Here is a 26,544-nt window from a genome sequence, read left to right on the forward strand (position 1 = left end):
TAAATATAGTTAACGTATTGATAATCAAATTAAAAATACATTATCTGTTTATGAAGCAGACCTTATAGGTTTTCAAAGCCTATAAGGTTTAGATGAAGATAAAAGCAAAGCATTATAAGTTCCACAAAAAGATCTATCGTATTACGATTACGGTAGCCATGACAACCTAATCCAACACTATGTCAGAAAAACTTAATTCCGGAACATACGAAATTATTCAGAACCGTCTGAATGAGCAGAAGAATGATCTGATCCAAAGACTTCAAAAGCTTAATGAAAGCCGTAAAAGTATCTTCGGAGGAATAGATTTTTCTCTTATTGCCAACGAAAGGATTTCTACAGATCACAACTGTATCGCCAAAGATATATTTTCTCTAGGGGATCAGCTCATCTTCGGATCCAATGCGCACCTGGGACTGCAGACGGAAATTAATATTTCAGATGTTTTTTCAATATACACAATCAATAAAAACCGCTTTGAACCTCAGGATTATACCCTGATTAATGATGAGGTTTTTATTGACGAATTCAAAAACCTTTACAAATATTACAGAAATACCTTCTTTGCAAGGTTCGCTTTTACAGAGAATTATCTCTATATGGTTTTCCAGCTTTCAGAGAGTACTTCAGATATCAAGGCTTTCAAATGGTTGATCAAAGATAATCAGCTTACTTATGTAGATTCAAGAAGTGCTTCGGAAACATCATATCCGCAGCAGCACGGCTTCGTATGGACAAAAGCCACAAGAGATATGCAGCGGTCCGGAAAACATCCGCATATTTCTTTGGCAGATAAAGTCTTTGTAGAAAGCATTGGCGGAGACATTACCATCAAGGTAGAAGACAATACAGACACCGGAAAAGGAATCTATTCCGAGGACGTCATCCATAAAGACCAGAATCTCGATGATGCCGAGATCCACTTCTGCGACCTGGATAACCTTGTTTTGTTTAAAATAAAACCTTACCAGGAAACAGAACGCTATTTCATTTATAATCACAAGGAAAAGACCGTTTCGAGGGCAGATGCACTGAAATATTCAGGGTTGCTGCTTCCTGAAAATCAAGGGGTATTATTTTCCAATGGATATGCTTTACAGACCGGAGGGCTGAAAGTAATCTCACAGGATCAGAACAGGCTGTATTACCTGAAAACAGTAACAGAACCCAATGGAGAGAATTTCCTGTATGTGTTCTATGATGATAAAACCAATAATTATCAGCTGATCTCTTACAACATTATCACCCAGACCATAGAAACACCCATCCGGTGTAGCGGCTTCTCCCTTCTGAATGATGGGAAGCTTATTTATCTAAGGGAAAGTATTGAAACCACCAAACATCATCTTGCACAGATCTGGCAGACTCCTTTCTCCAAAGAGCTGCAGCCGAATGCTGAAAAAGCAGACAGCCTGATTTACAAAATCGGAAACAAAGATATTGTAAGGGTAATGGCAGAAAGCCAGGAGCTGATCACCCTTCTGAATAAAAAAGACTCTTACAGCGGACTATATGATGATATTGTCAAACTTTCCACCTTTATTCTGGATACCTATTACTTTTTAGGTGAGAATGAAGTTCAGAACCTGAACCAGCCGCTTAAAGAGATCCGGAAAATTGCCCATTCAGCCATCAATGAGTACGAAAAAGTTGTAGAACAGAGAAAAAATACGGCGGAAGCTTTAGAGAAAATAAAACTTTCCTGCCAGAAAATACTTGATGATACCAAAAGACTTCATTATTCCCAGCTTACAGAATACATTGATGCTCTTTCCCAGATCAGAACGTTAAGAGGTGAAGTAACCGGAGCGAGAGAACTGAAATATGCAGATACAGCGCTTCTGGATTCATTGGAAAAATCATTGGCTGACCGGTATACTGAACTGTCCAATGCCTGTGTAGATTTTCTGCTTCAGGAAGGTGCGTTATTGCCATATGAGGAAAAAGCTCAGCAGATTTCAGAAGAAATCACGGGGCTTCAGAAGGCTGTGGATGCTAAAGTCATTGAAGAGAATATCAATACGCTTTCCGGGCAGCTTGAACTTCTGGTAGACATTGTGAACAACCTTAAAATAGAAGACACCTCACAGTCTACCCAGATCATTGAAAATATTTCCCAGATCTTTGCCCGTCTCAATCAGGAAAGACTGGAACTCGGAAAAAGAAAGCGGGAGATTTCCGGAAAAGAGCTGGCTTCAGATTTTCAGGCGCAGATTACCTTATTTGACCAATCGGTTATTAATTTTCTGGAACTTTCTCAAACCCCTGAAAAATGTGATGAATACCTGACCAAACTTTCCATTCAGCTGGAAGAAATGGGAACAAAATTCGTTGATTTTGACGAATTCATCCAGAAAATCGAAGAGAAAAGGGAAGAGGTTTACGGACACTTCCAGAACAAAAGGGTGCAGCTTACCGAAGCCAGAAATAAAAGAACTCAGAATCTTTTTGAGGCCGCTCAGAGAATCCTGAAATCGGTACAGACCAAAGCCGAATCTTTTGATTCTGAAAATGAAATCAATGGATATTATGCTTCAGACCTGATGGTTGAAAAAGCACGGGATCTTGCGAGGCAGCTGGCTGAGCTGGAAGATTCTGCTAAATCTGAAGAGATCCAGACCCTTTTAAAAACATCCCAGCAGGAAGCCGTAAGAAAGCTGAAGGATAAAAAAGAAATCTATGCGGACGGAGAAAGCATTATTGCGCTCGGCGACTACAAATTTGCAGTGAACCAACAGAAGCTGGATCTTACCCTTGTTCTCAGAAATGCACAATATTATTATCACCTTACAGGAACAAGCTTCTATGAGCCGCTTCTCTTTGATGGCACAGAAGATTTCAGAGAAGTCTGGAATCAGGAATTCGTTTCAGAAAATGCTCAGGTTAAAAGATTTGAATACCTGGCCTGGAATGTATTTTCAACCCATAAAAAAATAGCAGCAGATCCGGAAAATGAAGCGGCAGTACAACAGTTCACTGCAGCACATTTCGGAGAAGGTCTCGTAAAGGGAGTTCACGATAAAGATGCACAGGTGATTGTCTCAAAATTGCAGCAAATGCATAATGAACTTGGCCTGATGAGGTTTTCTGCCGGAGAAAGAGCTCTGGCCCAGTTATTCTGGCTCTTTTTAAAAGAAGAAAGAAAAGAATATTATACCAGACAGTTTGAAGCCGCGGAAATAATTTCCCGTTCATTTGCCAACACTCAGGGATTTGAGTATCTGCTGAAAGAACTATCAGAAGAGATCAGAACCTTTGCTTCAGAGACCAAATTTCTGGATAACACAGATTTTTCGAATGCGGCGTTATATCTGAAACAGGAAAACCGTGAGAGCTTCCTTATCACAGAACAGGCAGGAGCATTGTATGAACTGTTTTTAAAAGAATTAAAAGAAAAAGGTAAAGACCTTGAATTCATAGAACAGATCAAAGCAATGTATATATACCCTTCAGCCTGTTATTACACAGCAGAAAGCGCCCTGAAAGCCTTTGATCCTAATGCGGATGAAAATGTAATCTGTGAAACTGCGGCATTCCTGATCACCCAGAAGTTTGATCCGAAAAATATCAGACATGTTTCTTATGAAACAACCATAAAGGATCTTAAGTCTCTTGAAAAAGATACGGAATATCCTCTTAATTATTTTGAATTTGCATCCCGTTTAGGCCATTTCAATACCGTTACCGTTCCTAAATACAGAAAGTTGCAGGATCTGAAATACAATTGGGTGGGTGAAAAGAAAAAAGCACTGAAGCTGGATACTTTTAAACCTCAGGTGCTCAGCTCTTTTGTAAGAAATAAGCTGATCAATGATGTTTATTTTCCGCTGATCGGGGCCAATCTGGCAAAACAGCTGGGAACAGCAGGTTCAGATAAAAGAACCGACCGTATGGGAATGCTCCTTCTGGTATCGCCTCCGGGCTATGGAAAGACAACTCTTATGGAATATATGGCGGAAAGAATGGGACTGGTTTTTATGAAGATCAACGGACCATCTCTTGGCTATGACATTCTTTCCACTGATCCTTCGGAAGCTAAAAATGCAGGAGCCAGACAGGAGCTTGAAAAGCTGAATCTTGCTCTTGAAATGGGAGATAATGTCATGCTGTATTTAGATGATATTCAGCACTGTAACCCGGAATTCCTGCAAAAATTCATCTCCCTTGCCGATGGGCAGAGAAAAATAGAAGGAATCTACAACGGTGAAAGCAAAACCTATGACCTCCGGTCCAAGAGATTCTGCCTTGTGATGGCCGGAAACCCATATACGGAAAATGGCGAGAAGTTTAAAATTCCGGATATGCTGGCCAACCGTTCGGATACGTATAACCTCGGAGAAATTTCAGGTGCCAGAACAGATCTCTTTGATTTGAGCTTAATTGAGAACTCCCTGATGTCTAATGAATATCTCACCAGGCTTACCCAACCGGGAATTGATAACCTTTACGAACTGTATGAATGTGTGATAACAAATAATCCTGCAGATAACCTTAAAGGAAACTTCAGTTCCAACGAGATCGCAGATTTCAGAGCGGTGCTGGAAAATACCATTATGGTTAGAAACATGATCCTGAAAGTCAACAGGGAATATATTGCATCTGCAGCCATGTCTGATGATTACAGAAATGAACCGCCGTTCAAACTGCAGGGATCGTATCGTAATATGAATAAGCTGATTGCTCAGATCCAGCCGATCTTAAAAAAGAATGAAGTCATTCAGATTGTTCTTGATCATTATCAGAATGAATCCCAGACTTTAACTACCGGTGCAGAAGCCAATATGCTTAAACTTAAAGAACTGATCGATGTGATTTCAGAAGAGGAAAATGAACGCTGGAACGAGATTAAAAAGACATTTGTAAAGAATAAAACCTTAAAAGGACTGGGAGAAAATGACAGGATGTCCCAGATTGTTGCTTTGCTGGCTCAATTCGGAGACGGATTGGAAGGCATCAAAGAAGCTTTGAGAAAAACAGAACAATAACCATGAGATTTTAAATATCACCAGACAGGCTGTTCCAATGAGGAGCAGTCTGTTTTTAATAAATGATCATCTGTAAAATCTACGGTTGTTGTCCGGTTCAGACGAATTATATTCAGTCTGTACCCTTAATATTGTATACTTCTGTATCTGTATCCAATGTTGAATACTCCATAATTTTGTTTAGCTAAAGAATAAAATACGATGGAAACAACAGTTCAATATCAAGAGCAGATTCAATATGCTGAGGTGTATATTTCAGATATGCCTGTGCTGAAGAATATATTTTTACAGAGGCAGCCTGCCCAAGCTGTCCATACAGATTTTGGGGTTCCTTTTCTTTTGGCGAAAAAGCGGAGGCAAATCATCATGTTTGCGAGCCTTGTGATCCATGAAAAGGGAGGAATTACTTTTAAAATTTATCATAAAAAAGAAGCCACAGAACCAGACAAACAAAATTTTTATCTCAAGGCAGAAAGTTATTTTAAGCAAAACACAACTTCTAATTTCCGGAATCCGGAACAGCTGAAAAGCAGCATCAAAAGCATGATCAGCTGGCTGGATTTTTAACAAAGCCTGGAGAAAGTTGTACATTTACTTAAAACCTGAATTCAATGTCTAAAGATGTTCTGTATCTTAAAATAGCCAATTCCGTCACCGAGCAGATCAAAAGTGAAACCCTACAGTATGGGGACAGGCTGCCTTCTTTGAGGAGTGCCCAGAAACTTTATAATGTTAGCTTAAATACGATAAAGCAGGCTTATATGGAGCTGGAAAGCCGCTCTCTGGTAGAGTCGCGTCCTAAATACGGATATTATGTAAGCCAGACTTCCCAACGGAAACTGGCATTGCCTTCAGTAGGCAAAATAAAGGTTTCAGAAGGAGAAAATACTCCGGAAGATCTTATCGGTAAAGTATTCGGAACCATTGCAGGAACAGATGTAACCCAGTTTGCATTGGGAATTCCGGGCAAGAGTCTTCTTCCTGTTGCAAAGATGAAGAAATGCATGATTGATGTGATGAAGAGAAAACACGACAGCGGGACGAATTATGAGCCGGTACAGGGAAGTGAACGTCTCCGTCGTGAAATTGCCAAATGGTCCATCGTGATGGAAGGGAAAATAACGGAAGATGATCTGGTAATCACTTCCGGAGCTATGAATGGCGTTTATAACTGTCTGATGGCCGTTACCCAACCGGGTGATTCTGTTGCCGTAGAAAGTCCGGTGTATTTCGGAATCCTTCAGGCGATTCAGCTGCTGGGACTGAAAGCCGTGGAAATTCCCACCCATCCTATTACCGGAGTAGATCTGGATGCGTTGAAAAAAGTGCTTCCTGACCTTTCAGCATGCTGTTTCGTAGTGAATTACAACAATCCGTTAGGTTTCCAGATGCCGGATGAGAACAAAAAAGAACTGGTGAGTATGCTTACTGAACATAATGTTCCCTTGGTTGAAGATGATGTGTATGGAAATATCTATTTCGGAGCAGGGAGACCAAAACCCTGCAAATTTTATGATGAAGCCGGAATCGTAATGTGGGTAGGCTCAGTTTCCAAGACACTGGCGCCGGGCTATAGAGTGGGTTGGGTAGCCCCGGGAAAATTTAAAGAAAAGATCATCCGTCAGAAATTGGTTCAGACGGTATCAGGGCCTTCTTTATTTTCGGATGTTATTGCTGATTTCCTTGAACATGGCCGCTATGACCATCATCTGAGGATGTTCAGAAAAAAGCTGTATGCGAATTATCTTCAGATTCAGAAATCGGTGACCCAGTATTTCCCGGATAACACCAAAATATCTGAGCCGAAAGGAGGTTTTATGCTGTGGCTGGAACTGGATAAAAAGATCTGTACGGAAGATCTGTACGATGTGGCGCTTAGCCAGAAGATCAACTTTGCTCCCGGAAGAATGTTTTCACAATACAACCAGTATCAGAACTGCATGCGTCTGAATTATGCTTTGGAATGGACCGATCGTGTTGAAAGCGACCTGGAGAAACTGGGTAAAATGATTAAAAAAAGAATTTAATAAAATAACTTCAGTTCGGGATAAGAATATCTTGTAGATGCAGTTTTGAAGCTGGATGAGGGAAGAGGGAAGTTGTGAAAGTCATTAAGAGCAAATATTGATCTGTTTTTATTTAATTTTCTGGAGGCTTTCAATACCTATAACTAAAATTAACTTCCAGCCTCCTTCTTCCATCTTTCTGCCTTTTACATTTAAACTCCTTAACCCGAACCCACATTAAAATATATAGTGATGAGTGATATAAATAATGAAGTAACAATTGTCAATTTTGAGCCTCAGTATAAAGAGACTTTTAAAACATTGAATGAAGAATGGATCAAAACGTTCTTTATCATGGAACCCGGCGATTATAAGCTGCTGGATCATCCTGAAGAACAGATTCTGAATAAAGGCGGTCATGTTGTTTTTGCTTTGCTCAACGGCGAAGTGGTAGGAACCTGTGCCCTGGTAAAAACCAATAATGAACCCCTTACGTTTGAACTTTCAAAGATGGCGGTAAGCCCTAAAGCTCAGGGAAAGAAAATCGGGTATCTGCTGGGACATACTTTAATAGAAAAAGCAAAAGAGCTAAAAGCGGAAAGGGTTTTTCTGGAGACCAATTCAGTTTTGGTTCCTGCGATAAAACTCTACGAAAAATTAGGTTTTCAGCATATGCCGGTTACCAGTCCCGCATATGACCGGGCGGATGTACAGATGGAGCTACATCTGTAGTTTCTGGAATAAAAAAAGATATTAGAACGCAGATAGAAATATCTTTGTTCTAATATCTAAAAAATTAAATCTGATTACTTTACTGTTTTATTTTTTGATGAAGGATTTTGTAAGAGATTCTTTACTTCCGCTGATCCTGATAAAGTACATTCCCGCAGAAAGCCCTTCTATTCCAAGCTTTTCGTGATACTTTCCTTTGGGGGATTTTAATTGTTTTGAAGCAACAGAAACTCCTCTGGCATCCAAAATATCTGCCCGGATTTCTTTATCGTCAGAAGTATAAACAATGCTTATGCTTTCTGATGCCGGATTGGGATAAACGTTAAGATCGCTTTTTATGTCATCATAGGATTCTTTTACCGCTAAACTTTCGTTTGAACAGGCCGGTATACGGTTTATACCATCAATTCCCCATGAAGGCTGAACCGGAATACAAAGCCAGTTGAGTACAGTAGGAAGGTGATCCGTTTCTCTTGTGGTAGAGCCATAGTTGTAGATTTTAAAGGCGGAAGTAATCCCTGTGTTATACGTAGGAGAACCGGTAATGGTCATATGATTGGCATTTGGACCAGAATCGGCTAAAGTATTTCCTGAAGTTTCAGCACATTTCCAGTTAGCTAATAATTGAGCATAGAAAGGGTGGGCAGGTGTAATATCCTGATTGGCCCAGTTGGCAATGACCTCGTTGGGAAGAGCCGATTTCCAGATTCTGACATCTTTATAGGAGGCTGCAAGTTTAGGGTCATAGGTATTGGTGCCATCCTGATTTAGCGTTAACGGGAGTCCTGAGTCTATATTTCCGATGGTATTCATTTTGGCAAAAGTTACGGGAACGCCGTCTTCATACAGGGTGACAAGGCCGTCACGGTCAAAACTTACCGCAATATGTTTCCACTTTCCGGTTTCTGCTTTACCGCCAACGAGGTCAATCCGGTTGGTTCCGTCTCCGATGTTCATCTTAAAGGTCTGCCCGGAATATCCCGAGATAACCACTCCCTTGTTCTTTCCGTTTGCCCAGTTTTTATTACTGATCATCACCGGATCACTTGAATAGGCGGCATTGGGCTTCACCCAAAATTCAATGGTAAAATCCTGGCTGGTTCCGAAGTTAAAAGGCGTCTGGCTGCCAGGTTTCGCATAAGTTCCGGCCGGAAAGCTAAGTTGGTTAAACGTTTTATTAGATTCCAGAACAGTCTTACTGATCTGCTGTGGGGTGAATCCCGGATTGGAATAGATGGTGAAAATATTTCTTTCCGAAAGATTTCCACCACCATGAGAACTATCAACAGCTCCATGATCTGTGGTTAACACAACAAGCCAGTCTTCATTATGATATGAAGCCCTGTTTTTCATTGCAGATATGATCTCTCCAATATAAGAATCTGTAGTCTGGATAGAAGAAACATACTGAGGAACACTGGATGAGAAACCGTAAGAATGTCCGGCATGATCTACATCATCAAAATCAACGAATAAAATATCAGGATTATCATTCTGTAAAGCATTAACCGCTGCATTTTTTACCGCCAGATCTGTTCCGAAATTGGTTTTTACATCTGCGTTCTGAACAATCTTATCATTGATGGGAGTCCAGTGTGCCAGGGAGATTGTTCTTAAATTGGGATTATGGCTTTCGGCTCTGGTGAGAAAATCAGGGTAATTGGCAAAATTGGGACTGGTAAAATTATTGTCCTGTACATTATGCTTCGTATGCCATACTCCTGTAAGCATCGTGCTCCAGCCGTTTCCGCTCCAGGTTGTGGCGGCACATAAACCATCCAGAGAATAAATGGACTGGCTGATGAGGTTTTGGATGTTTGGAATGCCGGAAGACATCATGACATCGGCACGACAGCCATCTATTCCAATAAAAAGGACTTTTTTGGTTTGTGCACCTAATAAACAGCTCATTATAACTGCCATTGAAAATAGTTTTGTTTTCATAGGAAAAAATATTTTTTGAAAGAGAAATGTTTACAAATAGTAATTTATTTTTAATAATTGTAAAATTAGTTTACTATTTGTAAATATATATAAACAAAAAGTTAATTAATTGATAATTAAAAATTTACTTTAAATCACGATTTGAATGGAAAATAGAGATATTAAAAAACACAACGGCACATCCTGTTAATAAAACTTCTGTGCGGCTGTGTTTAAATTAAATTGAGGCTGAATAAAATAAGTACTGTTGAAAGAAAAGTTTAAAGAATGCTTTCAGCCTCAGATATGGTATTAAAGATATAATCAGGTTCTGCCTTTTCAAGCTCTTTTCTGTTCTGTGCACCGGAAAGAACAGCAATGGTCAATCCGCAGCCAGCATTTTTACCTTCCTCAATATCAATGACGGAATCTCCTGCCTTTAAGACGCTGCCAGGCTCAGCGATATTGAATTTCCTCATAGCCAGATTGATCATTTCAGGGCTTGGTCTGCTTTCCGAAACATCATCCGCTGTAATCAGAGCATCAAAATGAATATTTTCTTTCCATTGTAATTTGCTTAGAAGCTGCTGGGCAATTTCAGAAGTATACCCTGTATTAAGCACAACTTTCTTATTCAGGGATTTCATTTTTAATAAGAAATTTTCGGTTCCGTTGATAGGCTTTACATCAAGGTTGTGGTAAGCCTGTTTTAATTTTTCAGAGAAAATTTTAAAAATAATAACGGCATCTTCTTCATTTCCGTTAATTTCTCTCAGCAGGTTGGTAATGGCTTCCAGTTTTTCCATTCCGGCACAGCTTACAAGAACCTTATCTAAACTAACGGTGTAGCCATGCTCATTAACGGCTTCTGTAAGCGTTTTGTAGACTACATTATCTTCATTAATTGTTGTTCCGGCCATATCCAGAACCAGTAATTCTATATTTTTCATTGAAATTTATGCGTAAATTTTTTCTATGTTAAACTTTGAGAAGCCACCGCTTCCCGTCATTCCCTTTCCTCCGATTCCTGTTACAATATGAATATTCGGAGAAGGGCTATGTTCGAAAATATCTTTCGTTTTACACTGTGAATAGACCCCAAACCATCTTCTCTGAATCTCGTAAGTAGGAAGATCTATGATTTTTCTGGCCTCATGGATCATGAATTCATCAATTTCCATATTAAGATCAAAACCAAGGTCGTCTGCATTTTTAGCATCTGCGTATTCATGAGAGTCTCCAAGAATGACTGAGCCGTCCAGTGCCTGCTTGAAAAGCATATGAACTCCGTATTTTTTCTCAAATGAATTGGGGTCTTCTAACGATTTGATTTTCTGGAAAGAAGGACATTCACTAAATGACTCATACCGTCTGATGGAAAGCCCGGTCAGAATATTTCCCTGAAGAGAATAAATTCCCTGAGGTTTGGTCTGAAGCATCTGAAGTTTACTTACTTCCAGATCGCTCTCATTGAATACATTAGGATATAATGTTTTAAACTCATGTCCGCCACAAATAATAATTTTGGAAGCCAGATATTTTTCTCCGTCAGCTGTAATAGCGACACATTTCTGATCGTCTTCATACGTTTCAACAACAGTCGTATTATAAATGATCTGTAATCCCATTTTGTCCCGAAGCAGCTGATGAAGTTTTACAATCATATCAGCAGAATCTACAGACAGTTCTTGTGGGAAAAAGAGACCTCCTTTACAGTAATCCGAGCGCAGTCCATCATACTTTTTGATGCACTCATTCCTGGATAGCAGAACAGAGTTATAATCATTATTCCGATTGATCTCATAGAGTTCCTCAATAAGCTGAACTTCTTCATCATTGGATGCAATATATACTGAGCCATTTTTTCTGATGGTAAGATCTGCCTGCTGATGCAGTTCATTATAAAGGGCAAGGCTTTCCCTTCCGAAATTCTGCCATTTAAGGTCCATTCCGGATGGAACTACCTGTCCGAAATTTCTTACAGTAGCCCCCTGAGGTATTGAGTTTCTTTCCAGTAAAGCTACCTTAAGATTTTTCTTCAGAGCATGATAAGCATGGAATGTTCCTAAAATTCCGCCTCCCACAACGATTAAATCAAATTTTGCTGTCATTTTGGTATAATTTATTAAATTTTCGAAGTATCGAAATTGATGAATGGGTTAGAGTTTGATTTCGGCTTATGCTTTTTTCTGAACGCCAGAAAAGCAATCACCGAAAGAATGAATACGGCGGCTGTAATAATATAATTCAGCCCGATATAAAAATTGAGCCATGAGGTACGGGAAGAACCGAAATTCTTATAAAGCAGCACCAGAACGCTTCCGAGGTACCCGAATGAATCTACGGTATAGATCAGAAAACCAACATTTCCTTTCATTTCAAAAGCCGCAATCATCCGGTCAAAATAAATTCCGTTAAAAGGAATATAGCAGATATACATCCCGAATCCTGAGACCGTCATCCATAAAAAAGGAGACAGCAGGTTCTGTTGGAATAGGTATGTTGAAAACCCCACGGTAAGAATTCCGGCCAAAAGGATATAGTGATAATAAGCAAATGCTTTCTTATTGTTTTTTACCCTTACCATCAGGCTTAAGATCAGCAGTACCATTACTGCGATCGGGATTTCTGTTAATGTGAAAACAGAACTGTCGAATTTGAAATGCATTCCGTCCCAGATTTCACGGTTGAAATTATCCCTGAAGTCCCGCAAAACCGTTAAGCATACATACAGAAAGATGATACAGGTAATAGGAATGAAAAATCTTCGGATCAGTTTCTTTCTCTCAGCGCCGTTAAGGGGCTGCCTTTTATTCTTAAGTAGTATATCCTCTTCAGAAGGCTGCGGAATTTTTTCAAGAAGCAACCCGGAAATAATCAGGGGAATAATAAAAACAAGTCCGGCAGAAAAAGGCATCCAGAATTCTGAAATATGGAACGTATCCATTAAAAACTTCCCGACCGATTTCGTAAATCCGGAAGACACCACAAAACTGGAACATAAAAATAACCCGATGATTTCTGTAGCTTTACGCCCCTCGATATAGGAAAAAACAATTCCCCAGATCATTCCCAATGGGATCCCGTTGAAAAACATAAAGATGATATTATAAGGAGCAGGAACAACAGCAAATCCAAGAAGGGCAAGCCCGGCAGCGGTAATAAATCCGAAGAGATAAACGATCCTTTTTTCCGGTTTCAGTTCAGAAATAAATTTGATGCCAATGAATTTTGAAATAAAATATCCTACTGCCTGGGCAATGATGATCAGGATCTTATAGTCAACCCCAAAATAAGAAAGGCTTTCAAAAGAGGCGGCAGTAAACGGTTTCCTGAAACCATACATGCAGAAGTAGACTCCGAAAGCAGCGAAGGCCGCTTTCAGAATTACCATTGTTTTTTGATGGGAGGTTTTGATCATTACTGTGGTTTAAAAATTCAGTTTAATACCAAGGTTACATCTCACTCCATAATATTCTACCTGCTCAGGACGGTCTTCATTTTTTCCGAAATGATAGATCAGAGGCTTATTCAGAATGTTGTTGACGTCAGCATACAGGGAAAGATATTTGGTAAGCTGATAAGATCCACCGAAATCCAGACTGCTGTATTTTCCATAATAAGAGTCATTAAGATCCTCTTCTGCATATTCTACAGCATATTTTCCTTTGTAATTATAAGCCAGCCTTGCATTGAATCCCTTTTTCTCAAAGAAGAGCTGTACATTATAGAGTTCTTTAGCCTGATAGGGAAGTTTTACTTTTCTTCCGCTGGGTTTTTCCATTTCAGAAGTCATGAAAGTGGCATTGACCTGGGTTCCGAAATACTGAAGGAATCCGGGAAGGAAATCAAACCTTTTATTGATGCCCAATTCAATACCACCCAGCCATGCTGCACTTCCGTTATTCGGAGCAGAAAACTGTACCCCGGTCATTCCATTATAGTTTCCGATAAAAGAATCCTGGAAAATAGGGTCGGTAATGGATTTGTAGAAAATACTACCGCTCAGGATTCCGACATTTGAGAAATAATATTCTCCCATCAGGTCAAAATTCAATGAATACGTTGGATTAAGATTGGGATTTCCGCCTTTGAATTCGTTATCAGCTTCAATATAAGTTCCTCCCGGTGTTAAATCTCCGAAATTCGGTCTTGAAAAAGTTCTTGTTGCTGCAAAACGAAGATTGGTTTTATCATTTAAGGAATATTTCAGGTGGAGCATAGGAAGAACAGCCAGATAATTTTTGGTATGTTCTACAGGAGTCAACACATTATCAATTACATTATAACCTTTTACGCGGGTATTGGTATTGGATAACCTGATTCCTCCTAAAACCGTAATTTTATCATTGATTTTGTACGTTCCCATTCCATAGGCATCGGCATGCTTTTCAAAAACATCAAAGTTTCTTCCTAATGCTTTATTATATTCCAGGGCTTCAGAATCTGCCGTGTTGATTTTCAGGTTTCCCTGGTTGTCATACCAGAACTGATTCATTCCTCCGGCAGAAAGTACAGGCCCAAAGGTGTTTCCGAAATGTACGTTCATATCACTGAGGTATTTAGGGGCGTTGGGCTGGGTGGTGATGTATTGGGCGTAATCTGAAAGAAAAGGTGCTGTTCCATTGCTCCAGGTATAGAAAATATCAGAGAACTTTGCATTACGTTCCTTATCTCTGTACTTGAAACCGTATTTTAAAGTAAGTTTATCCGAAGTATTGATTTCATGATTGAATCCTGCAACGATCTTATCTTTTTCCTGTACAAAAACCTTATAGAATTCAAGATCAGTGAATTTCATTTGTGAAGCGTCCATTTTGAAATTCGGATCACTGTAAAAACCAAATAAAGCATCCGGGTTTTTGTAATCTAATTTTCCTCCATCTGCTTTCCAGTAAGCTCTCGGGCCGTTTCCGCGGTCTGACATATAATCCGCATTAATGCCTACTCCGGACTGTGTATATTTAATCACATAATAAGAATTGTTTTGCTTATCCGGGATATTTCCGTATTTGAACTGATTATCATAATAAGATAAATCCCAGTCAATTTTCCCTTTGTTTAAATTGTGAATTCCGCCTACAGAAACAGAAGTAAGCTGGGTGATCAGGAGATTATGAATATTCTGAAGCTCTACTCTGGCGGTATTGTTCGCTGCACTGAATTTATCAAATCTGACTCTGTGCTTATAGTGCATTTCATTATCAGATAAAGTTCCGTACATTCCTTTCACGTAGAAGGTCGTTTTGGGAGACAGCACATATTCAAAAGCGGCATTGATCCCAGTTGTTTTCCGGACTCCGTTATAATCACGCAGCTCCATTCTGAAAACACCTTCATCACCACTTCTCCGAGCTTCAAAATTATCGGTAGACCAGTTTCTGATGAAGTGGGCAAAATTAAATAAATACCCAAACTTTTTATCCTTTGTTCTTCCGCCGTATAAAAGGCCGAGATTATAAACTCCCTTATCTGCTTTGGCATTATATCCGCTTCCGATCGTTGCCCTGAATTCCGTTTTCATGGGAGGGGTTTTGGTAATAAAGTTTACTCCTCCTCCTATTCCGTCTGCTTCCAGATCGGGAGTGAAAGATTTGTTAACGTGTACGTAAGAGATGAGTTCTGTAGGGAAAAAATCGAAGGCTGTAGCCCTTGAAGTAGTCTCTTCCTCAGCGGTTGGAAGCCTGTTTCCATTGATCGTTGTAGAAGCCCAGAAGGGAGGGAGTCCTCTTAATGAAACAAATCTTCCTTCTCCCTGGTCCCTTTCTATAGACACTCCCTGTACACGCTGTACAGTTTCTGCGGCATTCCTGTCCGGAAGCTTTCCGATTCCGTCGGAGGCAATAACATTGGTAATGTTGATGGCATTTTTCTGAAGATTTAAAGCTCTTGCTTCGGTATTCTTTAAAGTTCCCGTTACTACCACTTCATCAATATTTTTTCGGGGTTGGGAAAGCTTTATCATTCCAAGATCTGCCGTCTCATCAGGCTTTATACTAATCTCTATATCTGCGGTTTCATAGCCGATATAGCTGATCTGTAAGGTGTATTGACCTTCTTTGATGTCATTGATGGTAAACTTTCCGTCAACATCGGTGGTTATATTTTTAGATGAACCTTTTATTTTAACGGAGGCACCTGGTAAAGGCTGGCTGTCATCCAGAACTGTTCCTATAATTAACTGTTTCTGTGCTGAAACAAAAATGATAAAACAGACAAAAACAAGGGTAAGTAATTTCTCTAAATTTGTTTTCATTTTTACATATATTAAATTTTTCATGCAAATCACGCTAATAATTTTAATATATATAAATATTTTATGTTAAGTATTGTTTAATAAATTCAGGCCGTTTGTTACTTCTATTTTACCTGAAAAAGTATTGTAAAAGTGAGATAAGAATTAGAAATTTATTTTAAATACCTTTATATTAAGATGTTTTGGACTTGTTGATAGATTGGTTGAAAGACTTTCGTTTTTAGAAGAAATTCATTTTTTTGTTAATATAAAGTTCATTTTGAATAAAATCAGGATTTCAAAAGTTTACAAATAGTAAACTTTTTGTAAAAATGATTGGCTGGATTTCTAAAGAAAGTGAATATAAAAATGTAATTCTGCCTGAAGAAGTTAACAGAATTTATGTAGGATCAATATCAAACGCTGAGAGAAAGTTTACTTTTATTAAGCAGTATAGAAGTAGAGAACAAGCATTACACAGCTTTCATTACTGATGCTTACCGGAACATGCGGGAATTTACCGTTGAAATATAAAGAATCTCCTTCTTTTAAAATAATTTCTTCATTATCAATGATATATTTTACCTCTCCTTTCAGAATATATTTGAATTCCCAGGCATCGGTAATCACTTTTTCCCTTTTGGAATGAGGTTCAAGAGTTAGTAGCACAGCTTCAAAACCTAAAGAATGAAGGCTTTTACTGAAAATGTGCATATATCTGAAGCCTTCAGCTTCAACTTCTTTTTCTATGACCTGCTGGCTTTCTTTGGGAACATAAATGAATTTAGCATGAGATCTTTTCTCTACACCTTCAAAGAAATAGCTGGCATCAATTTCCAGAGATTGAATCAGGTCAAGTAAAACAGGAAGAGAGGGAATTGTTCTTCCGTTTTCAATCCGGGAAACAAGGCCGTTGCTCACATTGGCTTTAAAGGCCAGTTCATTGATGGTTAAATTATTCTTTTTTCTAATATCCTTTAATCGCTTACCGATACCTATTAAAAAGTCATTCATACTATTATCATTTAACCTGAATTATTTTTTTCACCATAAGATGGAAGACAAAGGTAATATTATTCTGTATAGATTGTGTGGAGGAGATGATCAATTCACTCAAAATTATTATTCAATCGGAGGTTGCTTTAAAACCGGAATCTTAACTTTCTTGTTGTTTGGCTCCCGGTCTCCAGAAAAAATTTTCCTATTTTTGTGGAATTCCTTATTTCAATGAAAAAGATTATTCTCATCGAGGACGAAACCAGTGTAGTATCTTTTATAAAAAAGGGACTTCAGGAAAACGGATACGAAGTTTCTGTTGCTTTTGACGGGCGTACAGGTGTACAGCTGGTACAGGCTAATGATTTTGATCTGGTTATCCTGGATATTATGCTTCCGGAAATGAATGGTCTGGATGTATGCAAAGAAATAAGAAAAACCAATCAGAGTGTTCCTATTTTATTCTTAACGGCATTGGGAACCTCAGAAAATATCGTTCTGGGTCTGGAAAGCGGAGGAGATGATTATCTGGTGAAACCTTTCAAATTCATAGAGCTGGTAGCGCGTGTAAAATCTCTTTTAAGACGAAGTCATAATCATGTGCCGCAGGAAGTAGCAGAACCGGAACCTGATAATGAGTATGTATTTCAGTTTTCTGATCTTGTCGTTAATGATTATACTAAAAAAGTAACCCGTGCAGGAGAAGATATTTCACTGACTTCTACAGAGTATAAGCTGCTGCTGTATTTTCTGAACAATCCTGAAAAAGTGATTTCCAGAGCAGAAATTCTGGATGCCGTCTGGGGTGTTAATTATGAACTGGGAACCAATGTTGTGGATGTTTACGTGAATTATTTAAGAAAAAAACTGGATAGTCACGAGGATAATAAGCTGATCCATACGGTAATAGGAATGGGATATGTTTTGAAAAAGCCTTAATGAATGTTTAATAAAGTTGTCACAAATCAGACCAAAACGATGGTGCTTCTGATGTTGGTTTTTACGGCCATCATCTTGCTGTTCAGCGGTTTGGTTTACTTTTCAATCGTCAACTTTTCACATCAGAGGTTTTATGAGTTGCTGAAGATTCGTACGGCTACTATTGTACAGATCGAAAAAAGTAAAGACCACCTTGATCTTCCGGAAAACTATATTCTCAACAGCCTGAATGACGAAGAACTTCCCATGGAAAGGGATTATGTTTTTGCTGTTCCTTCGGATTCCAATTTCACAAAGATCTCTAAGGAGGTACATATCCCGGATTCTTTTTTCAAAAACATCGTAAAAAAAGGAGAAGCCAATTATAACGATGAAGAGTTTTACTACATAGGCCAGACTTTCAGGTATGATGATAAAGATTACATTGCCATTGCTTCAGCTAAAAACCACTATGTTATTTATTACCTCGGGTTTTTAAAAAGAACACTGATTACCTGTATTGTACTGTCCCTGTTTTTCAGTATGATCTTCTCTTTTTATCTGTCTAAAACCTTATTTAAGCCGATCCTGAAAATTACAGGAAAAGTAAAGGAGATCAGTTCTGAAAATCTTCACCTGAGATTGGAGGCACAGCCTGATAATAAGGAGCTGAATGAGCTGGTGGATACCTTTAACGGAATGCTCAACCGCATTGAAACCTCCTTTGAAACCCAGAATCACCTGATCGGAAATGTTTCCCATGAACTAAGAACACCGCTTACCTCAATTATGGGCGAAGCAGATGTTGCGCTCTCCATCAGCAGAACAGCAGAAGAATACAAAGAAACCCTTGAAATCATTCTGGATGAAGCTGAAAAGCTGGACAGAAAGATCAAAGCACTATTAATGATTGCACAAACCGGTTTTGACGGTAAGATCCAGAAAATGGATAAGGTAAGAATTGATCAGCTGCTATGGGATGTTATCGAAACACTAAGGAAAATAGACTCAAGAAATAATATCTATCTGGATATCAGTATGCTTCCTGATAATCCTAAAAAACTGAAAGTGCAGGGCAACGAACAGCTTTTACACCTCGCGGTAGCCAATATCATCAGTAACGGCTGTAAATATTCCAATTTCCAGCAGGTGAAAGTATCGCTTGGAGCTACAGATACCGATGTATACATTATCGTAAAAGACAACGGGATCGGAATTCCTGAAGAGGAAATGAATAAGATTTACGATCCGTTTTTCAGAGCTTCCAATACCAAAAACTATGAAGGTTATGGAATCGGGCTTCCTCTGGCCAGAAATATCGTAAGAATGCATCAGGGAGAACTGATCGTAAGTTCTCACGAAAACCACGGAACCACCGTACAGATGCGCTTCCCGAATTTTTACAGCATGTATCCGGAAGGGTAAATTTCAAAGTGCCTCTTTGATTTCTTTAAAGCGTATTTATAATTTTAGATGTAGAAACAGCTCCTTTATTTCTTATTGGTGCATAAATCTTAGTAGTTGATTTTCAATAATAATACCGTCTCCTTTTCCGCCATGTTAACTCCCGTTAACAATTTTCTAATCTCATTTTAATCTCTTTAATCACATTTTAATTCCATTCCAAAGATCTTCTAATCTGGCCGTTCTAGTTTTGTATCATCAAAAAAGATCAACACAAAACAAAATCATAAAGAACATGGCTAAAACAATTTTAATTGCAACAGATTACTCTCTTGAGTCTTTAAACATATTGAAAAAAGTACTGAAAGAGAAAGATTCACAGGAAGATCAGAATCAGTATAAAATACTTCTTGTTTCAGGATATGACCAGGGAGATTCTATCAGGGATCTTTTATTCAATACCAAGAGTACCATATTCAGTAAGATAAGACCGGAAGAATTTTGTGACGCCTACGGTATCATCAGGAATAAATACCCGCATTTAGTCGATAAGATCGTCTGTGATATTTTCACTGGAAGCTTTCAGAGAACATTCAACCAATATGTGAAAGCAGAGAATATTGAGGAGGCTTACTATTCTCCATCTATTAAAAGTAAAGGAAAAGGAAAATTCGACCTTATTCCTTATATCAAAAAATGTAAAGAACTGCAGTCTCAGGAAGTTAAAGTAGAAGTTCCTGAAAGGCTTCCGGAAAGAGGAAGACTGGCTGAGATCTTTGTTGAAGCCTAAAAAATAAACCCACGATTTAAAAAAAGAAAAAATGTTAAGAAATTATAGTAACAGCAGAACGTTGGGAGACAACATCAGATTGGGAACGCTGACTGCATTCACTGCAGGTACTATAAATATAGCTTCTCTATTGATTTTCCTCTCATTTACGTCTAACGTAACGGGACATTACGCCATTTTAGCGGCAGAGATCAGTAAAGCCAACTGGACGCAGGTAGCAGTAGTAGGAGGGTGGATCTTCTTATTCTTCTTTGGAAGTTTCCTGTCCAACTTCATCGTCATCAACTTTAATAAAAAAAGTAAATATTTTGCTCATGCAATGCCAATCGTACTAGAGATTATATGTCTTTTGTTCGTAGGAGTATACGGCCAGCTGTATTATCAGAAAACACTGGAAGAAACAGAATATCTGGTCGCACTGATGCTTTTTGCCACGGGACTTCAAAATGGTCTCACAGCAAGTATTTCCAATTTCTCGGTAAAAACAACCCATCTTACGGGAACCACTACCGACCTTGGAATTTTACTCTCCATGTTTACCCAGAAAAAATACCGTAAAAACGGAGAACTGATCGGAAGGGCAAAACTGTTGATGAGTATTATGGCGGCCTATGTTTTAGGAGCGGTATTCTCAGGACTGACCTATTATTACCTCGAGTTTAGAGTGTTTTATGTCATCAGTGTCTGTCTTCTGATCGTCATCGGATATGATGCTTACAAAATTCATGTAAGACACTTCAATACGAGATACCGATACAGCAGAATTTATAAAAAACCGAACATTTTGGCCTATCTGTATGACAAAATTCACGGAATTCCTAACAGAAAGGAAAAAAGAAAGCTTGTCTTTGAAGACTAAATTATAAAGTAAATATCAGTATTATTTTTTGTGTAAACTAGCTGTGAATCAGTCCTCTGTTTGTTATGAGCAATCAGAGGACTGTTCTTTTTTAATGAAGACAGACTGTCAAAGGTTTTCTGCCAGCGGCATTTCCGGCAGGATTGTTGATTTGTTGATAATTTAAATAGTAATTCACGGCTTTAATCTTTTAATTCCCGATTTCATTGACTATTTTTGTAAGTTGATTACACGTTTTATGTCAGATATTATTCAGCTTTTACCGGATCATGTAGCGAACCAAATTGCGGCAGGGGAAGTGGTGCAGAGACCTGCATCCATAGTGAAAGAACTTTTGGAAAATGCTATTGATGCTGGAGCAACTAAAATAGAGTTGATCGTAAGAGATGCCGGCAAGAACCTGATCCAGGTAGTTGATGACGGAAAAGGAATGTCTGAGACAGATGCCAGAATGGCGTTTGAAAGACATGCTACCTCCAAAATCAAAGGAACAGAGGATATCTTTAAGATCGCTACCAAAGGTTTCAGAGGGGAAGCTCTGGCTTCTATTGCTGCGGTATCTCAGGTTGAACTGAAAACCAAACAGAATGATGCCAAAATCGGAACCAATATCTACATTGAAGGAGGTGTTTTCCAGTTTCAGGACCCGGTGCAGACCGCAGACGGCTCCAACTTTATGGTGAAAAACCTGTTTTATAACGTTCCGGCAAGAAGAAAATTCCTTAAAAATAATAATGTTGAATTCCGTCATGTGATTGATGAGTTCCAGCGTGTAGCATTGGCTCATGAAAACCTGGAATTTTCTCTTTTTCATGATGATGAAGCCGTTTTCAGACTGAGAAAAGGAAGCCAGATGCAGCGTATCGTTGATGTGTTCGGAAGAAAACTTCAGCCACAGCTTGTCCCTATTAAAGAAGATATTGTTTGGTGCCAGCTTCACGGATTTGTTGCAAAACCGGAGGGTGCTAAAAAAAACCGGGGCGAACAGTTTCTTTTCGTTAACGGAAGGTATTTCAAAAGCCCATACTTTAACAAAGCGGTTCAGGAAGCTTTTGAAGGATTGCTGTTACCAGGCTACGTTCCTTCTTTTTTCCTTTATTTGGAACTGGATCCGGGGAAAATAGATGTGAATATTCATCCGCAGAAAACAGAAGTGAAATTTGAGGATGAACACCTTATTTTTGCTTTACTGCGTTCAACCATTAAAAGATCTTTGGGAATTTATAACGTTTCTCCAAGTCTTGATTTCGACAGAGATCCGGAGCTGGATGAAATGATGAACAAACCTATCCCAAGCAAAGGCAATGGTGGAGGCGGGGGAATGATCAAGATGCCTGAAATTATTGTTGATAAAGATTATAATCCGTTTCTGGAAGAAAGAAATGTACAGCCGGAAGAAATTCAGAATCTTACGGAAATGTATCATCAGAATATCACTGCAGAACCTTCTAAGATCAATTTGTTTGAAGATGAAGATTTTGATGAAGACCTGATGAGGCTTCCGAACGGGTATTGGCTGTTCAATAAAGGAGATGTGACGCTGATGCTGGATCTGGGAAGAATGCACAGACTGCTGGTTTCGGAAAATAACAAATCCACCAGAAAATCAAATACAAACAGTCATGCGCTGCTGTTTTCTCTGGAGTATCATATGAATGAAATAGAGAAGACAAAATATAATGCTTTCAAAAAATATCTTCCGGAACTGGGGTTCGAAATGAAAATTGCCCATGAAAGTGTACTCAGAATAGATTCACTTCCGGAAGGGCTGAAAGAAACACAGGCGATGAAGTTCCTCGAAAACCTGTTTGAGATCCTGGAATATAAAACAGAAGAAGAGTTCATGCATTATTATCATAACCAATGGAGCAAAATGCAGTCGAAATCAAGATTCGATTTTATTTATAAAAAAGATGCGGAACAGGTGATTAAAGACTTTACAGCATTAGGTTTCCCGGAATTTTTACCGGATGGGAAAAGATGCTTCTACGAAGTTCCGTTTAATGATTTTAAAAACAAATTTTAAAGATGTTTAACAATATACCGCCCATTACAAGAAATATTATCATAATCAATATCATCGTATTTATTGGTTCCTATTTTCTGGGAAGTAAGGCCATAGAATACCTTGCCGGATTTTATCCTTTTTCTCCGTTCTTCCATTCATGGCAGATCATTACCCATATGTTTATGCATGGAAGTATTATGCATATTCTGTTTAATATGCTGACCCTGTATAGTTTTGGGCCTATTCTGGAACAGACCTTGGGAGAAAGAAGATATCTCATCCTTTATTTCGTAAGTGGATTAGGAGCTTTTTTCCTCTTTAACGGATGGAATTTTATTGAAGCACAGCAATATACCCGTGAACTACAACAACTGGGGTTTAATGTAAATGCATATTTGTCGGGCGCAAGCGTTGAATTTTCAGGAAATGCAGAATCTGTCCTGAGACAAAAAGAACTGCTGGAAAACTTCAGAGGTATTGTAGCAACTCCAATGGTAGGAGCTTCTGGTGCAATTTTCGGAGTGGTGGCTGCCTTTGCAACCCTTTATCCGGATTCAAAGATTATGATGATGTTTATTCCGGTTCCTATAAAAGTAAAATATCTGATGCCTATTGTTATTATAGTTTCTGTATACCTTGGAGTTTCCGGAAATGGAGGAGGAATTGCTCATCTGGCTCACGTGGGAGGAGCATTGGTGGGATGGATTCTGGCACGAAACTGGAAGAAGCATCTGTACCGATTCAATTAAAGACCTGCTGTGAAAGTTTTCCGCCTCATCGTACTTATCCTGCATTTGGGCATTTTGTTCATGTTGTTGGGAACCTTAATGAATGCTTATATTCCGCCTAAGATATTTCCGTGGTTCAATCTGCTTTCGTTAGGATTTCCCGTTCTTATTGCGGCTTATATCATCTGTACCCTGTTCTGGCTTTTCAGCTGGAAAAAAAGAACTTTTGCGTTTATGCTGGTTGGGTTGATTTTTATCAGCCCCGTTAAAAGATGGATCAATTATTCCCCTGATAAGAAAAGCAGTTCAGATGATATCAAAGTGGTTACCTTTAATATAAAAGCTGGAGTTCTTGGAGCTCAGGAAATAGAGCAGTACCTGAACAGAATGGATGCAGATGTAATTGTGCTTCAGGAAGATGGAGGACGTGAGTTTACAATAAAAGGGATGTCAAAAGTTAAAATTACACATAATAACGGAGTTCTTGCTTTTTATTCCAGACACAGGATAGTAGATACTAAAAGTCTGATTGAAGGAAACTATGACCTGAATAATGCTTATGCCAGCCAGGCTGATATTGAAATCAGAGGAAAGGTATATCGTTTTGTTAACGCTTATCTGGAACCGTATAAATTTGATAAGTCGATGGTGAAGATGGATGGTGATAAAGAACAGGATGAGAGAAGGCTGCGGGATATTGTAAAAAAGCTTATTCCGGTTTTTAAAAAGCATCAGGATCAGGTGAGTGAAATCAGGACGGGAATTGATCAGTCTCCGTATCCGGTATTTCTGGCGGGAGACTTTAATTCAGTGCCGAATTCCTACGAATATTATCATCTATCTGAAGGGTTGGAAGATGCTTTTATGAAAGCAGGAAAAGGGAGTGCTACGAGCTTCCATGATTACAAATTTCCAATCAGGATTGATTATATCTTTACCTCAAAATCCATACAGCCTATTTCCTATAAAGTAGACCGTACTGTAAAGTTTTCAGATCATTATCCTGTGGTCGCAACTTTTTCATTAAAGAACTAATAATCATAAAATTAGTTAAAATTTATCGGCTTGGTAGGGTTTTTGATTAAAAAAATCCGTACCTAGATCGTTATTTCATGAAGCCGAACCAGATATTGCTATTTCTACATATTGCCGTTGCCGTTTTATTGCTGTGCACATTAGGGAATGCATGGATTCCACCTAATCTTTTGGGAAATCTTAATCTGCTTTCTTTGGGCTTCCCTTACCTGATTATTACTTATATTTTGATGACGCTGATCTGGGTATTTCAAAGAAAAAAAATAGCCATTGTATTTGCTTTGGGAATTTTGGTTTTCTATAATCCAATAAGAAGATGGGTGAATTTTACTCCCAAAACAGCCAATGTAAGAACAATCAGAGATATTAAAGTGCTTACATTCAATGTGAAATACGGTGATTTTGGCTGGGATAAAGTAAAAAAATATATCAAGGATCAGAATGCCGATATTATTCTGGTTCAGGAAAAAGACACGAACAGAGCTATAAGAAAAGATCTTGTAAAATATCCTACCGTAATTCTTAAAACAAAACATAAGATTGTTAGACAGGAAGAATTGATTCAGGATAATTCAAGAGGGAATTCATTTTATGCAGATGTTGATATCAATGGAAAAATCATAAGAGTGGTAAACGTTTATCTGGAACCTTTCAGACTTCATAAATCTATGTTTCAGTTTGATGGTTTTGGAAAACAGAAAGATAAAATTTCAACCCTGCTTTCTCATATGACGCCAACGTTTAAAGCCCATGAAGAACAAATCAGAAAAATCAGAAAGGTTATTGATTTCTCTCCTTATCCGGTAATTCTGGCGGGTGATTTCAATTCTGTACCGAATTCTTATGAATATTATAGTCTGGGAAAAGATCTTCAGGATGCTTTTCTCACCGTAGGAAACGGAATATCTACCAGTTTTCATGATTATAAGGTTCCTCTTAGAATTGACTATATCTTCACCTCAAAATCCATTATTCCTTTAAGCTATAAAGTGGATCAGTCTGTAAAATTATCGGATCATTATCCGGTAATTGCTGAATTTCTGCTAAATTAGTTCCATGAAAAATTTATCTGCTGTACTTTTTATTATATTGCTGTTTATGGCTGCCTGTTCAAAGAAAGAAACTCGCGGTTTTGAAGGAGAACAGGAAGTAAAGATGAATTATGATACAACAGCTGTTGATTCTTTTTCAAATGGAGCAACATCAATAGATATTGTCCGTAAGATCAGGATGTCTTCACAGAAATATCAGGATTCTTTAGTACAGGCTAAAAAACTTCAGGATGAAGAGACAAAACTGAAAGCAGAGCTGGAAAAAGAAAATAAAAAGAAACAGGAAGAAGAGAAGAAAAAGGCCGATGCTGAGAAAAAGCAGAAAGAAACAGCTTCTCCCGCAGCTGAGAACAAAACACAATAGAATATCATTTAACTTTAAAAAATATATAATATGAAAAAACAAGTTTTAGCCGCAATCGTAATGATTTCACTGGCTGTAGTATCGTGTACAAAATCAACAACTAAAACAGAGCAGGTTGAAAATCCGGACGGATCTGTAACTACTACTTCTACAACCGTAACGGAGGGCCCTGGTGTGGATACCTCTAAGATTAATAAAGCCAAAGAAGATGTAAAAACAAAGGTAGATGAAGCCGGAAATAAAATAGACAATGCTGCTCAGAAAGCTAAAGATAAAATTGATGAAACTGCAGATAAAACAAAGCAGGATCTTGATAAAGTAGGAAAAGATATTAAAAGCGGAGTTCAGGAAGCCGGAAAAGACGCTAAAGAGGCCGCAGCAAAAGGTGCATCAAAAGTAGAGGAAGCTGCTAAGAAAGTAAAAGAAGACTTAAAGAAATAAATTAATATAATTTCTATTTAAAACACACAAAAGCCCAATTTTGGGCTTTTGTGCGTTTTATTTTAATA

Annotated in this window: 20 protein-coding genes; 14 read left to right on the plus strand and 6 right to left on the minus strand. The window is 38.4% G+C overall.

What is annotated here, in order from left to right:
• Positions 1 to 179: 179 nt before the first annotated feature.
• The 4 genes from J2Y40_RS11215 (at position 180) to J2Y40_RS11230 (ending at position 7,723) form a co-directional block, all read left to right on the plus strand.
• Positions 180 to 4,985 (plus strand): DNA repair ATPase, encoded by a 4,806-nt coding sequence (locus tag J2Y40_RS11215; RefSeq protein ID WP_153396710.1) that lies wholly within the window; start codon positions 180 to 182, stop codon positions 4,983 to 4,985.
• 201 nt (positions 4,986 to 5,186) lie between these two features.
• Entirely contained in the window at positions 5,187 to 5,552 is a 366-nt protein-coding gene (locus J2Y40_RS11220; RefSeq protein WP_153396708.1) for a hypothetical protein, read from the plus strand.
• A 44-nt stretch (positions 5,553 to 5,596) separates the two neighbouring features.
• Positions 5,597 to 7,012 (plus strand): PLP-dependent aminotransferase family protein, encoded by a 1,416-nt coding sequence (locus J2Y40_RS11225; protein WP_309998975.1) that lies wholly within the window; start codon positions 5,597 to 5,599, stop codon positions 7,010 to 7,012.
• A gap of 231 nt (positions 7,013 to 7,243) precedes the next feature.
• Positions 7,244 to 7,723, plus strand: coding sequence for a GNAT family N-acetyltransferase (locus J2Y40_RS11230; protein WP_153396704.1), 480 nt, complete (start codon positions 7,244 to 7,246; stop codon positions 7,721 to 7,723).
• A gap of 87 nt (positions 7,724 to 7,810) precedes the next feature.
• On the opposite strand, the gene J2Y40_RS11235 is transcribed toward J2Y40_RS11230, so the two are convergent.
• The 6 genes from J2Y40_RS11235 to J2Y40_RS11260 all read right to left on the minus strand — a co-directional run bounded on the left by J2Y40_RS11235 (position 7,811) and on the right by J2Y40_RS11260 (position 16,895).
• On the minus strand, positions 7,811 to 9,667 hold the full coding sequence (locus J2Y40_RS11235) for a LamG-like jellyroll fold domain-containing protein (protein ID WP_309998978.1): 1,857 nt from the start codon (positions 9,665 to 9,667) through the stop codon (positions 7,811 to 7,813).
• Between the two features lie 260 nt (positions 9,668 to 9,927).
• Positions 9,928 to 10,596 carry an HAD-IA family hydrolase gene (locus J2Y40_RS11240; protein ID WP_153396700.1) on the minus strand — a complete coding sequence of 223 codons (669 nt, stop codon included), beginning with the start codon at positions 10,594 to 10,596 and terminating at the stop codon, positions 9,928 to 9,930.
• A gap of 6 nt (positions 10,597 to 10,602) precedes the next feature.
• Positions 10,603 to 11,757, minus strand: coding sequence for a TIGR03364 family FAD-dependent oxidoreductase (locus tag J2Y40_RS11245; RefSeq protein WP_309998982.1), 1,155 nt, complete (start codon positions 11,755 to 11,757; stop codon positions 10,603 to 10,605).
• 14 nt (positions 11,758 to 11,771) lie between these two features.
• Complete coding sequence (locus tag J2Y40_RS11250) at positions 11,772 to 13,067, minus strand: DUF5690 family protein (RefSeq protein WP_153396696.1); 1,296 nt, start codon at positions 13,065 to 13,067, stop codon at positions 11,772 to 11,774.
• 9 nt (positions 13,068 to 13,076) lie between these two features.
• Positions 13,077 to 15,902, minus strand: a complete 2,826-nt coding sequence (locus tag J2Y40_RS11255) for a TonB-dependent receptor (protein ID WP_153396694.1) — start codon at positions 15,900 to 15,902, stop codon at positions 13,077 to 13,079.
• Positions 15,903 to 16,325: 423 nt separating this feature from the next.
• Positions 16,326 to 16,895 (minus strand): helix-turn-helix domain-containing protein, encoded by a 570-nt coding sequence (locus J2Y40_RS11260; protein ID WP_153396692.1) that lies wholly within the window; start codon positions 16,893 to 16,895, stop codon positions 16,326 to 16,328.
• A 213-nt stretch (positions 16,896 to 17,108) separates the two neighbouring features.
• Between J2Y40_RS11260 and J2Y40_RS11265 the strand changes: the two genes are divergently transcribed.
• The 10 genes from J2Y40_RS11265 to J2Y40_RS11310 all read left to right on the plus strand — a co-directional run bounded on the left by J2Y40_RS11265 (position 17,109) and on the right by J2Y40_RS11310 (position 26,476).
• Complete coding sequence (locus J2Y40_RS11265; RefSeq protein ID WP_153396690.1) at positions 17,109 to 17,816, plus strand: response regulator transcription factor; 708 nt, start codon at positions 17,109 to 17,111, stop codon at positions 17,814 to 17,816.
• A gap of 3 nt (positions 17,817 to 17,819) precedes the next feature.
• Positions 17,820 to 19,220 (plus strand): HAMP domain-containing sensor histidine kinase, encoded by a 1,401-nt coding sequence (locus J2Y40_RS11270; RefSeq protein WP_153396687.1) that lies wholly within the window; start codon positions 17,820 to 17,822, stop codon positions 19,218 to 19,220.
• Positions 19,221 to 19,494: 274 nt separating this feature from the next.
• A complete protein-coding gene (locus tag J2Y40_RS11275; RefSeq protein ID WP_153396685.1) occupies positions 19,495 to 19,989 on the plus strand; it encodes a hypothetical protein in 495 nt (164 codons plus the stop codon).
• A gap of 31 nt (positions 19,990 to 20,020) precedes the next feature.
• Positions 20,021 to 20,848, plus strand: a complete 828-nt coding sequence (locus tag J2Y40_RS11280; protein WP_153396683.1) for a YoaK family protein — start codon at positions 20,021 to 20,023, stop codon at positions 20,846 to 20,848.
• A 238-nt stretch (positions 20,849 to 21,086) separates the two neighbouring features.
• Entirely contained in the window at positions 21,087 to 22,874 is a 1,788-nt protein-coding gene (mutL, locus tag J2Y40_RS11285) for a DNA mismatch repair endonuclease MutL (protein WP_153396681.1), read from the plus strand.
• Between the two features lie 2 nt (positions 22,875 to 22,876).
• Positions 22,877 to 23,605 (plus strand): rhomboid family intramembrane serine protease, encoded by a 729-nt coding sequence (locus J2Y40_RS11290; RefSeq protein ID WP_153396680.1) that lies wholly within the window; start codon positions 22,877 to 22,879, stop codon positions 23,603 to 23,605.
• 9 nt (positions 23,606 to 23,614) lie between these two features.
• Complete coding sequence (locus J2Y40_RS11295) at positions 23,615 to 24,619, plus strand: endonuclease/exonuclease/phosphatase family protein (RefSeq protein ID WP_153396678.1); 1,005 nt, start codon at positions 23,615 to 23,617, stop codon at positions 24,617 to 24,619.
• A 77-nt stretch (positions 24,620 to 24,696) separates the two neighbouring features.
• Entirely contained in the window at positions 24,697 to 25,671 is a 975-nt protein-coding gene (locus J2Y40_RS11300) for an endonuclease/exonuclease/phosphatase family protein (RefSeq protein WP_153396676.1), read from the plus strand.
• A gap of 4 nt (positions 25,672 to 25,675) precedes the next feature.
• Positions 25,676 to 26,035, plus strand: a complete 360-nt coding sequence (locus tag J2Y40_RS11305; protein WP_309998990.1) for a hypothetical protein — start codon at positions 25,676 to 25,678, stop codon at positions 26,033 to 26,035.
• A 30-nt stretch (positions 26,036 to 26,065) separates the two neighbouring features.
• Positions 26,066 to 26,476 carry a hypothetical protein gene (locus J2Y40_RS11310; protein WP_153396672.1) on the plus strand — a complete coding sequence of 137 codons (411 nt, stop codon included), beginning with the start codon at positions 26,066 to 26,068 and terminating at the stop codon, positions 26,474 to 26,476.
• Positions 26,477 to 26,544 lie beyond the last annotated feature (68 nt).

The sequence above is a fragment of the Chryseobacterium sp. 2987 genome (assembly GCF_031456375.1).
In the GTDB taxonomy this organism is placed as follows: domain Bacteria; phylum Bacteroidota; class Bacteroidia; order Flavobacteriales; family Weeksellaceae; genus Chryseobacterium; species Chryseobacterium vaccae.